The sequence below is a fragment of the Marinospirillum alkalitolerans genome (assembly GCF_045055655.1).
Classification (GTDB): domain Bacteria; phylum Pseudomonadota; class Gammaproteobacteria; order Pseudomonadales; family Halomonadaceae; genus Marinospirillum; species Marinospirillum alkalitolerans.
The window spans coordinates 41,216-54,042 of sequence record NZ_JBANFI010000009.1 but is presented as its reverse complement, the minus strand read 5'-3'; the positions used below and the strand labels follow the sequence as shown (position 1 = coordinate 54,042).

At 52.3% G+C, this 12,827-nt stretch carries 12 protein-coding genes and 1 other RNA gene; 5 read left to right on the top strand and 8 right to left on the bottom strand.

The annotated features are described in order from the left end of the window. Positions 1-15: 15 nt before the first annotated feature. Positions 16-777 (bottom strand): TlyA family RNA methyltransferase, encoded by a 762-nt coding sequence (locus V6U78_RS12160; RefSeq protein WP_405341285.1) that lies wholly within the window; start codon positions 775-777, stop codon positions 16-18. Between the two features lie 132 nt (positions 778-909). Here V6U78_RS12160 and ffs point away from each other — a divergent pair. Further along, positions 910-1,006, top strand: an RNA gene (gene ffs / locus V6U78_RS12155) — signal recognition particle sRNA small type. A gap of 156 nt (positions 1,007-1,162) precedes the next feature. On the opposite strand, the gene V6U78_RS12150 is transcribed toward ffs, so the two are convergent. Then, entirely contained in the window at positions 1,163-1,306 is a 144-nt protein-coding gene (locus V6U78_RS12150) for a T6SS immunity protein Tdi1 domain-containing protein (protein ID WP_405341282.1), read from the bottom strand. A 124-nt stretch (positions 1,307-1,430) separates the two neighbouring features. Further along, positions 1,431-2,297, bottom strand: coding sequence for a DUF2262 domain-containing protein (locus tag V6U78_RS12145; protein WP_405341279.1), 867 nt, complete (start codon positions 2,295-2,297; stop codon positions 1,431-1,433). A gap of 319 nt (positions 2,298-2,616) precedes the next feature. On the opposite strand from V6U78_RS12145, the gene V6U78_RS12140 reads away from it, so the two are divergent. Further along, the gene (locus tag V6U78_RS12140) at positions 2,617-3,858 is read left to right on the top strand and encodes an NAD(P)/FAD-dependent oxidoreductase (RefSeq protein WP_405341276.1); all 1,242 of its coding nucleotides are present in this window, start codon (positions 2,617-2,619) and stop codon (positions 3,856-3,858) included. A 77-nt stretch (positions 3,859-3,935) separates the two neighbouring features. Here V6U78_RS12140 and V6U78_RS12135 read toward each other — a convergent pair whose 3' ends face one another. The 5 genes from V6U78_RS12135 to V6U78_RS12115 all read right to left on the bottom strand — a co-directional run bounded on the left by V6U78_RS12135 (position 3,936) and on the right by V6U78_RS12115 (position 10,272). Then, positions 3,936-5,153: a BCCT family transporter gene (locus V6U78_RS12135; protein ID WP_405341273.1), complete on the bottom strand. Its 1,218-nt coding sequence runs from the start codon at positions 5,151-5,153 to the stop codon at positions 3,936-3,938. A 187-nt stretch (positions 5,154-5,340) separates the two neighbouring features. Further along, entirely contained in the window at positions 5,341-7,020 is a 1,680-nt protein-coding gene (gene betA, locus V6U78_RS12130) for a choline dehydrogenase (RefSeq protein ID WP_405341270.1), read from the bottom strand. Beyond that, positions 7,020-8,483: a betaine-aldehyde dehydrogenase gene (gene betB / locus V6U78_RS12125; RefSeq protein WP_405341267.1), complete on the bottom strand. Its 1,464-nt coding sequence runs from the start codon at positions 8,481-8,483 to the stop codon at positions 7,020-7,022. The genes betA and betB overlap by 1 nt, the downstream gene beginning before the upstream one ends. 16 nt (positions 8,484-8,499) lie before the next feature. Next, positions 8,500-9,090: a transcriptional regulator BetI gene (gene betI, locus V6U78_RS12120; RefSeq protein ID WP_405341264.1), complete on the bottom strand. Its 591-nt coding sequence runs from the start codon at positions 9,088-9,090 to the stop codon at positions 8,500-8,502. 126 nt (positions 9,091-9,216) lie between these two features. Then, positions 9,217-10,272, bottom strand: coding sequence for a hypothetical protein (locus V6U78_RS12115; RefSeq protein ID WP_405341261.1), 1,056 nt, complete (start codon positions 10,270-10,272; stop codon positions 9,217-9,219). Between the two features lie 312 nt (positions 10,273-10,584). On the opposite strand from V6U78_RS12115, the gene V6U78_RS12110 reads away from it, so the two are divergent. From V6U78_RS12110 to V6U78_RS12100, 3 genes are all read left to right on the top strand, one after another. After that, entirely contained in the window at positions 10,585-11,082 is a 498-nt protein-coding gene (locus tag V6U78_RS12110; protein ID WP_405341258.1) for a CinA family protein, read from the top strand. Between the two features lie 88 nt (positions 11,083-11,170). After that, complete coding sequence (gene recA, locus V6U78_RS12105) at positions 11,171-12,229, top strand: recombinase RecA (protein WP_405341255.1); 1,059 nt, start codon at positions 11,171-11,173, stop codon at positions 12,227-12,229. Beyond that, positions 12,219-12,776 carry a regulatory protein RecX gene (locus V6U78_RS12100; protein WP_405341253.1) on the top strand — a complete coding sequence of 186 codons (558 nt, stop codon included), beginning with the start codon at positions 12,219-12,221 and terminating at the stop codon, positions 12,774-12,776. The genes recA and V6U78_RS12100 overlap by 11 nt, the downstream gene beginning before the upstream one ends. The last annotated feature ends 51 nt before the right edge of the window (positions 12,777-12,827 follow it).

Genomic DNA, 12,827 nt, shown 5'->3' with positions numbered 1-12,827 from the left:
ATTATCTTCTTCTGATTACGAAATCTTTTGTGCCATACACAGAAATTCGTTATTACCGTCACCACCTTGGATTGGGCTGGCAAGCCATCCTCTCAGGCTCAGTCCCAAGCCGAGTATCTTGCTCTCTATCTTGCTTCTTACTGCTTCGTAGAGGCGAGTATCCGTCACTAAGCCATGCTTATTGATATGCTCCTTTCCTACCTCAAACTGAGGCTTCACCAGGGTAATCAGCCAGCCTTGATCTGCCATCAAATTAGGGCATTGGGGTAAAACCAGCGTTTGTGAGATAAAGGAGATATCCATCACTATGAGCCCATACTTGGCCGGTAGCTGGGCTGAGAGAAGCTGATCCGGTGTCAAATAACGTGCATTGACCTTTTCCAAAGCACGCACTCGAGGGTCACTCTGGAGGCGGGGGTGAAGCTGGCTATGCCCAACATCAATGCCGACCACTGATGCGACACCCGCTTGCAGCAGGTAGTCAGTAAAGCCACCTGTTGATTGTCCTATATCTAAAGCTATTTGATTGTGAACTTGAATCGATCCAGCTTCTATCGCTGCTTTGAGCTTGAGTGCACCACGAGAGACATACTGGTCTTCTTCCGCTGCCTCAACCCTCAGTAGAGTCTCTTCAGGCAGCTTTAACCCCGGCTTGCTTGCAACCTGCCAATGTCCACCTTTATTCAAATAGACGCGGCCTTGCTCTAGCATTTTCGCAGCTTGAGTTCGAGTGGCAGCAAGTTGTTGGTGAACAAGGAGTTGATCAAGGCGTAACATAGATGACCCTAAAATAAACGCTGAAAATAAGCTATTGATGGAATTGTTATTTTATCTGATATTCTTGCTTTTTGCTCTTTGGACTGTTAATCTTATGGCCGTTTTAAAGAGTTACGTGTTTATGGTAGCTCCTATTGGTTCTCTCGCAACACGAAATTGTGAACCCCGCCAGGCCCGGAAGGGAGCAACGGTAGCAGTGGATGTGTGTGCCGAGATGTGGCTGGTAGGGGCTGCCTCCATAAATCGCTTGCTTTTATTTGTATATTCCTCAGATTTTGCACTCTTCCCACTCATTGACTCACCCTAACGCATGATATGAATGCTCGGATCTTCTAGATCCACTAACATTTCTATGTGTGTTGTGATATCCACTTTTTGTCGGTTCTCAGCAGCCACTTCCCCTCCCTAAACAGATCACTGGAATAAACGCATACATTTCGTTTTCCGCCAAAGGGATGAGTTTTTCTAAAGCGCGTTTAAACAAAGGCTCTTCATCTTCTTGCTCTTGATTAGAGCCCGTCGACAACATCTTCTCAATCGTTACTTTCTACAACCAGCCAAATCATATTTCCATACATCATTCTGTTCATTGTATTGCCTTTGTTATTTGGTGAGGGAACGAGCTGAAGTTGCTAGGGTTGCACTTTACATTACTAGCCTGGTATATCTGCATCCAGAGGGCCTTCAGCGAGAGATCCTGTAATCAGAATCGAATGCCCCCAAAATAAATCACCATCATGATGCCAGAATTCAAACTCCCCATCAGAATCCACCGTGATGGATTCAAGCTGCATCGCCTGGGCGAAGGCTGAAGCTGTAACTTCTTCTTGATCCTCAGTTCGCCAGCTCTCATTTTTAAGGTCTAGAAGCTCAGCGACAGCATAGTCGGTGATTTTTTTTGACCAGTCACTCGCATGGCGATAAAGCGCTTCTAGCGTTTTGATACTAGATGCGATAGAGGCGTTTTCTTCATCCACTGATATTGACACTCTCACTGGCTGGCCCATCCAGTTTATCGATCCTTCAAACCAGTTTAGCGAGCGGTTAAAAGTGAGGAGACCAAACTCAGGGTGTGTGATTTCAACTGGCGATTTATATTGTTCGAGCACCGCTTTGAGCTCGGTATCATTTGGTGGATTTAAAATCGATAGGAGCTGTGCTCTTGCATCACCGAAAGGGCTGACTCTTGATAGTTTGACTTTTAATTGGACGAGAGATTCTTTTTTTACTCTGTCTTGAATAGCTTGGAGCTCTCCATTCGCTAGCTGTTTGGAGACAATAAGCCGTGAAGGGTTTATCTTGCCTCCGGCTTCTTTCCAAGCGATGAGAGAGAAGATTAAAGACCACTCTTGATGAGGAGGCGAGTTTCCTGCACTTGGTCCATTCGCCCCAACGACTCCGTAGATGATCGTTTCTGGCAGAGTCGCAAATTCTTGCTCTAGCTTTGCTTTCTTGATCGCGGCTTCTTTGACAATGTCTGCCATCGACTTGGTGCTATCGCACTGGTTTTTATTCGGCATGATCCTACCTGTTCTGTCGCGTGCAGATGGTTTTAAATTGGGCAGGCTGGCGTACCAGTGGATGAGGTGAGGGTGATATGCATCCTGCGATAAGGTGAAGCTTCTTGCTGCGCTCTTTTTACCAAACCCGACCTTAAAGCGCAAATCCTTTGATTTTGTGCTGTTTTGATTATCTTGCAGTTGATTGGCCTCTTCTTTTGTTGAACTTCTTTATTTTTCTACTGCGTCGTTTACAGGCCCTAGCTGGCTTTCACTTGATTAACTGAACCCAATGGTGTTTTATTGTTGGCAATATGACATTCAGATGAAGGAGTTTTCGGTGGCACAAGAAATCACTGTTTTAGGCGCGGGAATGGTCGGTGTGAGTGTGGCTTGGCACTTGCAGCAGCGTGGCTATGCTGTGCGACTGGTGGATCGGCGTGCGCCCGGCGAAGAAACTTCTTATGGGAACGCGGGCATTATCCAGCGTGAAGCTGTTCGTCCTTATGCCTTTCCGCGTGATTTATCCACTTTGCTACGGGTTGCGCCCAATCGTGCCGTAGATATTCGTTATCGCCCTTTGGATGTGCTCAAGTCAGCGCGTCCATTGTTTGGTTACTGGCAGAGCTCTGCTGCTGGACGCTATGCCAAGATACAGCCTCAGTATGCAGCTTTAATTCAGCAAGCCTTGGAAACCCATGAAAAGATGATTCAGGCGGCGGACGCTGAGCATTTAATCCGCCGTGAAGGCTATCTTGAAGTTTTTCGTACGACGGCGGCTTTGGAGGCCGAAGCAGGCTTAGCCGAGCAGGATCAGCAGTATGGTGTGGAGTATCAGTTATTGGATCAGGCCGCGTTAGCGCAGCGCGAGCCGCATCTGTCAACAGAGTTAAAAGGCGCGATTCACTGGACTCAGCCGTGGACCGCGCGCGATCCAGGTGCGTTAGTGAAGGCCTATGCCGCTGATTTTGTACGAGCGGGCGGAGAGCTGGTGACAGCGGATATCCAGAGTATCCGTCGTCAAGGCCAGCAGTGGGAAGTGAGCACCGGCCAGCAGAAAGTGACCAGTGAGCAGTTGGTGATCGCACTGGGGCCTTGGTCTGCTCATTGGCTTGCCCGTTTAGGCTTGCGTGTGCCGCTCTTTTCCAAGCGGGGTTATCACATGCACTATGCCAGCGAGCATCCCTTGCATCATTGGGTGATGGATGCTGAAGTCGGCTATCTTTTGGCGCCGATGCAAGCGGGTATTCGTTTGACCAGTGGTGCTGAGCTGAGTGGTTTAGAGACCGCGCCTAATTTTGCCCAGTTAGCCGCCGCAGAGCAGGTGGCGCGTGGCCTTTTTCCCTTAGGTGAACGTCTGGAAGCCACTCCCTGGTTTGGCTCACGCCCTTGCCTGCCGGATATGAAACCAGTCATCGGCCCTGTGGCTTCTCAAACGGGTTTGTGGACAGCCTTTGGGCATGGGCATCAAGGCTTTACGTTAGGTCCGCTGACAGGTCAGCTGATTGGGCAGATGATGGAGAAGGAGCCAACGGCGATGCCGATGACTCCCTATGCGCTAGAGCGCTTCTTCACGGAGTAAATCTTTGATCAACGACTGCATTCAGTGGCAGTGCGTTGATCAGAGGTTTGCTTGCCTTGGTGGCGGCAGCTGAGTCGTTAATTTGCCAATTCGAACTTGCTAAAGTCGAGCGTATTGTCCTTGGGTGAGGCCTGGATGGCGCTGACCTGTTGGCGCTTGCGCAGCAAGATGTAGGCAAAGCAGCTGAAGTAGAGCGCGATCACCAGCGCGCCGACCCAGTGGATGCGCAGGAAATCAAGCTGGAACAGCAGGGTGAGCCCGCACATGGCAACAAAGTTGCCGATAAAGTAGCGTGGTTTGCCGAGTTCACGGGTGGTCAGCTTGAGATTTTCGGTATACAGGCGAATCAACGAATCGAGCGAGTTGATCACCATCAAAATCCCCACCGAGATCATCGCCAGATTCATCCAGTGGCTGATTGGCAAGTCTTCGGCGTGGTAGTAGTAGAGCACAGTGAACCAAGTGCCTATGGCCAGTGATGGGAAAACCAGCATCGCTAGAAACAGCTGCCAGGTTTTTAATCCACCGACAAAGCGTGCTGTAAACTGCCCGATCATAATGCTCCAAGAAAACCACCAGAAGAGATAAAACTCATGGTAATCATTCAGTGGCAGCATAAAGTGGTGCAGGTTGCCAAAATAGTCGCCAATCAAGCCAGCGGTTGCAACAAAATCGCTGGGTGACCCAGAGTCACCACTAAAAGCGTAGAAGCCCATCCCGATAATCAGCGCGATAAACAGCAGCGAGGAGCCGAGGCTGAGAATCCGCACAAAACGCAGTTGGCTGCTTGAGTAAACGGCCAGCGTGATGGCGATCATGACGATGAGATAAAAGATCGGCCGTACACTTTCGCCATCGCCGATTTGGGGCAGATACCAAGGCAGGTTGGCCAAGAGCAAAAAGGCAGTAAAGGCACAGGTGCCGATAATCACCAAGTTGTTGACGATCTTAACCACTGGGATTTCAAAAAACCTGACACGTGGCTCAATGATGCAAAAGTAAAAGCAGGTCAGGAAGTAAAAACCCCAGATTAAGAACGCCCAGAAACCAAACTCGATGGCCAAGGGGTTCGCAAAACTGTATTCCGGATTGGCAGAAAGATCTGCGTAGCTGCCGAATTCAGTCAGGGGAAACATAATCAGGCCCACATCAAGGCCAGAGGTAAAGAGAATAGCGATCAGCGTCAGGGTACGTACAGGGGTGACGCCAACACATTCTAGATTCCACCACTTGATCAAAATAAACAAGATGGTGGCAAAGGTGAATAACAGGCCGGCGGATAACCAAAGTGTCATGCTCGCCTCCTGTATAAACGGTCAATCATCTGTCGAAACAGCATGGTGTTCCTCCTCTATTGAAACTTGCGCTCATTCGAATCGGACACAAACCACCGCAGGTTGGACGGCTCAGACAAGGGCACAACACACAAGCGCATTGTGCCTTGCTGATGGTTTGCAGCTCAGGGGTGGAAAGCCTTGTGCGCTAAGCGCGCTGAGGCTTGCCGGGTCTTTGGCGTTCCTGCCATGCAGCATCCATGATGACGGGGGCTGGGGAAGCCTCCAGAGGTTGGCGGCCACGGATGGCGTCCGCCAGTTTTTCAGCGACCATGATGGTCGGGGCATTCAGGTTGCCATTGGGAATCGTGGGGAAGATGGATGAATCCACCACACGCAGCCCCTCAAGGCCGTGAACCCTGCCTTGCTCATCAACGACAGCCAGAGCATCCTGGCCCATCTTGCAAGAGCAGGAGGGGTGATAGGCACTTTCGACAGCTTGACGGACAAAAGCATCGATCTCGTCATCTGTTTGTACCTGCTCACCGGGTTGGATCTCGGCACCGCGGAAGGCATCCATGGCTGGCTGGTTGATGATTTCGCGCGTGAGACGCACACAGGCACGGAATCCAGCGCGGTCTTCTTCCGCCTGCAAATAGTTGAACTGGATCTCTGGCGGCTGGCGCGGATCGGCCGATGTGACTCTGACCCAGCCCCGACTTTTCGGCTTGTTATGGCCGATATGCAGCTGGAAACCATCGCCAGCAAAGGCTTCTTTGCCGTCATAGCGCATGGCCGCAGGCAAGAAGTGGTATTGCAGATCTGGCCACTCCACACCGGCTTTGGAGCGAATAAAGCCACAGGACTCAAAGTGGTTGGTGGCCCCCAGCCCTTTTTTAGTCAGAATCCAGCGGGCACCAATTTTAAAGCGGCTCCATAAGCCTAGCTTTCTGTTCAGAGAAACTGGCTGGGTGCAGCGATATTGAAAATAGAATTCAAGGTGATCTTGTAGGTTCTCACCCACACCAGGGAGGGGATGATGCACTTGAATCCCCGCTGCCTGGAGTACCTCTGGATGACCAATGCCAGACAGTTGCAATAGATGAGGCGAGCCAATCGAGCCTGTGCTGAGCAGCACTTCGCGATGGGCATGGACTTGATGCACCTGCCCGCTCTGCTCGTATTCAACGCCAATGGCTTTTTTTCCATCAAGCAAGACGCGTCTGACTAACGCCTTGGTGATGACTTTCAGATTGGCGCGTTGCATCGCTGGGCGCAAATAGGCATTGGCCGTTGACCAGCGGCGTCCATTTTTGACCGTCATATGCATGGGGCCAAAGCCTTCTTGCTGCGCGGCGTTATAATCCTCTGTGGCGAAATAACCTGCTTCAACACCGGCATCAATAAAAGCCTGATAAAGCGGGTTTTGCATCTGGTTGCCATTATTGACGCCCAGAGGACCGCTGTCTCCGCGATAGGCATTGCCGCCAAAGGCCCAGGTTTCGGCTTTTTTGAAGTAGGGCAGGCAGGCGGCGTAGTTCCAGCCTTGAGCGCCCTCGGTCTCCCATTCATCAAAATCGCGCGCATGACCCCGCACATAGACCATGCCGTTGATCGAGGAAGAGCCGCCCAGCACCTTGCCGCGTGGGCAGTGCATCCGGCGACCATCCAGACCCGGTTCAGGCTGGGTCTCAAACTGCCAGGCATACTTCTCGGTATTCATCGGAATCGATAAAGCCGTTGGCATTTGAATGAAAATACTGCGATCACTGCCGCCGGTTTCGAGCAACAGCACGCGGATGTTGTCATCTTCAGTCAAGCGGTTAGCCAGAACGCAACCTGCTGAACCCGCTCCCACAATAATGTAATCAAATTCAGCTGTGTTCATTAGAAGGGGCTCTCCAAGTCGGTCATGCCGACATAGACGGCCTTGATCTGCGTATAGTGATCGAGAGTGACGCGGCCATTCTCACGTCCAATACCAGAGAGCTTGTAGCCACCGACAGGCATCTCAGCGGGTGAGGCACCATAGCTGTTAATCCAGCAGATACCGGCTTGCAGCTGGTGGATGACGCGATGTGCGCGGCGAATATCTTGGGTGAACACCCCAGCTGCCAGACCCACATCAACCTGATTGGCGCGCTGGATGACCTCTTCTTCTGCGCTAAACGGCAGCAAAGACATCACCGGCCCAAAGATTTCTTCACGGCAGATGGTCATCTGATCCTGACAATCAGCAAAGATGGTGGGTTGAACGAAATAGCCCCCTTCGCAACCAGCAGGCTGGGCCGTCTTGCCGCCGCTGATCAAGCGTGCGCCTTCCTCGATGCCCTTGTGAATATAGTGCATCACCAGATCACGATGCTGAGCTGAAATCAGCGCACCAAAGTTGGTGGCGGGGTCCATTGGATCACCCAGGCGAATATTCTGCTCGGTACGCTCTAAGAGTCGCTGTTGAAAAGCCGCATAGATGCCTTGCTGCACAAAAACACGCGTGCCATTGGTGCAGATCTCGCCTTGGGTATAGAAGTTGCCCAGCAAGGCAGCAGACACTGCATTTTCAAGATCGGCATCATCAAAAATAATCAGCGGCGATTTGCCACCGAGCTCCATGGTGACTTCTTTCAGGCTACTGGCGGCAGCGGCCATGACCTTCTTGCCGGTACCCACCTCACCAGTAAAGGAGACCTTGGCAATCTGGGGATGATGCGTGAGCCAGGCACCGACACGGCCATCGCCTTGCACCACGTTGAATACCCCATCAGGCAGCCCGGCTTCAGTGAAGATTTCAGCGAGTTTGAGTGCGCCTAAAGGGGTTTCTTCTGAGGGTTTGAAGAGCATCGCATTGCCTGCAGCCAGTGCAGGGGCTGATTTCCAGCAAGCGATTTGCAGGGGATAGTTCCACGCACCAATACCCGCGCAGATGCCCAGAGGCTCACGGCGTGTATAGTAAAAATCACCACCTAGGTCTTGTTGCTGGCCTTCGATCGAAGCGGCTAAGCCGGCAAAGTATTCAATCGAGTCGGCCCCCGTGACCACATCGACCGCCACGGCTTCTTGCCAGGGTTTGCCTGTATCACGCACCTCAATTTCTGCGAGCTGATCATTGCGTTCACGCAGCAGGGCAACGGCGCGCTGCAGGATACGACCCCGCTGCATCCCGCTCATCGCCGACCAGAGAGCAAAACCCTGCTGGGCTGATTCCAGCGCGGCTTGTTGGATTTTGTCGTCGGCCACTTCGACTTCATAGATGGCTTGGCCTGTTGCGGGGTTGATCACCCTAAAGGTTTCGCCAGTAGCATTGGCCAATGGACGACCATGGATATAGTTCAAATAACGCGGTAAAGACATAGGGACTCCAGTCAAATTAGGCACCCTTCGTTAAGGCGTCGAGGGCAAAGCGCTTACACAAGCGCTCACCAGCACTAAAGCCTTCTTGAGGATCAAGGCTCAGTGCACTGCGTAACCAGAAACCATCAATCATGGCGGCGAGCTGACGGGCTGCATCGGTTGCGGCTGCGGCATCCAGCTTGAGTGCAAAGGCATAGCGAATGTTGCTATACAGGCGTGCATTGTTAATCTGCTGCAAGCGCTGCAGGCCAGGTTCATGCATCGAGCGCGCCCAAAAACTGAGCCAGGTGCGAGTGGCCAGATCGGAACGCTGAAAATCAGTGAAGTTGGCTTCAATGATAAAGTTCAGCCTTTGCTCAGGGCTGACTTCACCTTGCTGTAAGCGCTGGCGCAAATCCTTGCCAAGTTGTTCCATCAAATAGCGCAGAGCGGCTTCAATCAGGCCTTGTTTGCCACCAAAGTAATGGCTGATGATGCCGGATGACAGCCCGGCTCGGCGACTGATAGTCAAAATGGTGGTGTTTTGCAAGCCGAGTTCGGCAATCGATTCGAGGCTGGCCTGAATCAGTTGATGACGACGCGTATCCTTGATTGTGGTTTTAGTCATAATGTTGATTGAACGTTCAATTAGTATAAATGTTAGACGAAGTTGAACCATCATTCAACTTTCATCGCGAAAAGTCAGTGTTCGATGTCGCTGGAGGGGGATTCAGCCATGTGTGGCTGCATCTGTCTAGAGTGGTGTTGTTGAAGTGCTGCTCTGTGTTGGTCGCAGCTGTAGCATGGCTTGCTCAACCTGCGCCAGTATCAGCTCTGGCGCTTGATCTGGTTGTGACCAAAAGTGCGTCGCTTGTTCGATCCGATGCAGCATATCCGCTTGTCGATCTGGGGCAAGATTGGCTTGGCAGCGTTGCAGCAGTGCTGAGTTCGGCAGTAGCCAGAGGAGCCAGCCGAGAGCTTGCGGAGCGGCTTGATCTATCCATCGACCCCAGGCACGAGAGGACAGCCCGAGCAGTTGCTGTTGAAGCTGGCGGCTGAGTTCAATCAGTTCGCTTAGATCGTGCCGACGTTGAACGGCAAAAACCTGCATGAGATGCAGACTGGATTTGAGCAGTCCACTGATCTGCTGCTGTGAGCAGTGCAGATGCACTATCAGGCCGAGTGTGATCCAGCTGAGACGATAACCTGCCTCGCGCGATAAAAAACAGAGTTGATAGTCTGCTTGGGTCAGGCGAATCTCCTGTTGCGCGGTGAGCTGATCGCAGGAGGCTCCAGGCTGCCAAGGAGAGACAGGATGAAGGAGGTCTAAGGTTGCGGCAGCGCGCAAATAGGCTTCAACGGCCGCTCGCCCTGCTGCCAGCTGCTCGGCTGATGCCTGTTCTGGTGAGCAGGTAAAAAGACGTGCCGCATCACGAAGGGCTTGGTTCTTGCGCCGCGACATGGTTTTTTCAAGCCATAAATCGAAGAGGTGATCCTGCATAAACCAGCTCAGCGCGGCCAAAGCATCAATTGAAAGCTGGTTAGCAAGGCTGTGAGCATCCTTGGAGGCTGCAAAATACAGATAGCGGCAAGGTTGGCGCCAGATTCTTTCATCCAGAGTTAAACGCAGGCGTTCAGGCAGGTCAGGCAGACTGTGAAGCAGGCTTGAAATCAGTTTTTGCAGCTCGGGGATGGGCAGGCTCTGATGGATGAACAAGGAAGGCGCAACTAGACGCAAGTCGATCTGCTGCGCTAGAGTCGGAGTCAATTCAAGATGTGCTGCGCGAAGAGTGATTTCTGCCTGGGCCATAGCTGCTCCTGAGTCTCCGATATCGGCTTCGTGATGCACAAGCATAGCCTAATTCATCTTTTGATGCTTGCAGGGGCAGCCTGGGTGAGACAGGCTGATTGGCAAGAATAATGAGGGATAAGGCGAGAGTCATTAAGAAGCCTCTGATTAACTACTGCGCTTGGTGATGCTGCGTTAAAATTGGTCTCAAAATGCTCATTGACTCAGTGTCAACTTCGCTTTTTCGATCAATTTTGCCTTACCTGCGTTCGTGACATTGATCAGAGGTTTCTTAAGCAAGGTAAAGAGCGAGAGAGCAGGGGAGGAAAGAAGATGACACGTCAACAACAGGTTGCTCGCTTGGCTGAGTTGCTTGTGGAGCGCCAGCAAAAGGTGGTGACAGCAGAGTCCTGCACCGGAGGCGGTGTGGCCCAGGCCTTGACTGAACAGCCGGGCAGCTCAGCCTGGTTTGAGTCTGGCTGGGTGACCTATTCTAATGCCGCGAAGATGCGCTGTTTGGGCGTTGATGCGGTTGTGCTGGAGCGTGATGGGGCTGTCAGCGAATCGGTCGTCAAAGCCATGGTGGCTGGCGCTTGTCGTGCAGCAGGGGCGGACTGGGGTCTAGCCACCAGTGGTATTGCGGGGCCGGATGGTGGCACGCCTGAAAAGCCCGTTGGGCTAGTGTGGCTGGCCTGGGGCAATGCGCAGCAGCAGCAGGCCTTATCCTGTCGCTTCAGTGGATCACGTCATGCTATTCGCGAAGCCAGTATTGATCAGCTGCTGGCGATTTTTATTGCTGAGCTGGAAGCCGACGCTTCTGAGGCCAATTAAGAAAAGGCTGGTATCTTATACAGTCTTTGCATAGAATCAGCCTCAGGTTTTGTGCTTCTTTATATGTAGAACTTGGAAGGATATCAACATGGCTATAGATGAAAACCGCCAGAAGGCACTCAGTGCGGCTTTAGGGCAAATTGAGCGTCAGTTTGGCAAGGGCGCAGTGATGCGTATGGGTGAACAGCCACGTGTGGTGATGCCCTCAGTTTCCACTGGCTCTTTGGGCCTGGATATTGCGCTCGGTATCGGTGGTCTGCCTTATGGACGGATAGTGGAAATCTATGGTCCTGAATCTTCCGGTAAAACCACGCTGACTCTGTCGGTCATTGCTGAAGCACAAAAGCAGGGTAAAACCTGTGCCTTTATTGATGCTGAGCATGCGCTGGACCCGATCTATGCAGAAAAGCTGGGTGTCAATCTCGATGATCTGCTGGTGTCTCAGCCAGATAATGGTGAGCAGGCGCTGGAAATCACCGACTCTCTGGTGCGCTCTGGCGCGATCGATGTATTGATCGTTGACTCAGTCGCTGCCTTGACGCCCAAGGCCGAAATCGAAGGCGAGATGGGCGATTCGCATGTTGGCTTGCAAGCACGTTTGATGTCGCAAGCGCTGCGCAAAATCACGGGTAATATCAAAAATGCCAATTGCCTGGTGATTTTTATCAACCAGATCCGGATGAAGATCGGCGTGATGTTCGGTTCGCCTGAAACCACCACCGGTGGTAATGCGCTCAAGTTCTATGCTTCTGTCCGTCTTGATATTCGCCGTATCGGTGCGGTGAAGCAGGGTGATGAAGTCACTGGTAACGAAACCCGTGTCAAGGTTGTCAAAAACAAGGTCTCCCCTCCTTTCAAACAGGCTGAATTCCAAATCCTTTATGGCAAGGGGATCTACCATGCTGGTGAGGTGATCGATCTTGGCGTGCAGTGCAAGCTGGTTGAAAAAGCGGGTGCTTGGTACAGCTATCAGGGCACAAAAATCGGTCAAGGTAAGGCCAATGCCGCTCAGTACCTTGAGGATAACCCTGCTGTGATGCAGGAAATAGAAGCCGGTATTCGCGCTCAGTTATTGGCTCCGGTTGGGGATAAGTCCGCTGCTGTTGAGTCATCAGAAGAAGACCTCCCACCGCTGGATGACGAATAGTTCTGATCCTCTGCCTCAGTCTGCTGGGGCAGAAGTGCAGCGCTGGTATGCGGCCCTAGAGGCCAAGGCGCTGCGCCTGCTGACACGGCGTGAGCAGAGTGCGCATGAACTCATGCAGCGCCTAAAAGAGGCAGGTCAGCCCCGCTGGGGGCGTCCTGGGCTCTCTGCCCCCGAGTTTCTGCATCAAGATGAGCTGTCTTGCCATCTGGCCCAGCTGATCTTTCAGCTACAGTTCCAAGGCTGGCAAAGTGATCTTCGCTTTGCGGCCAGCCTCACCGAGCGTCTCCTGCGTCAGGGCAAAGGCCCGCTACTGCTGCAACAAGCCTTCGCTCAGCATCAGTTAGCGACTGATCTCACCCAGCCTCACTTAGCACGCCTCGCGCCCTTGTGGTTGCATCAGGCCCAGCGTGTACGCCGCCAAAAATTCGGCCATGAGCTGCCTGTCGATCGCCGCCAAGCCGCCAAAATGCAACGCTTTTTGGCCAGTCGTGGTTTTACAGCAGAGCAGATCTACGCGGCTGTATTTGAGCCAGAGAACCCCGTATAATGCAGCGCAATAGCTGACTACCTCTGAGTTGTTTGGTTTGAGCACGAGGCC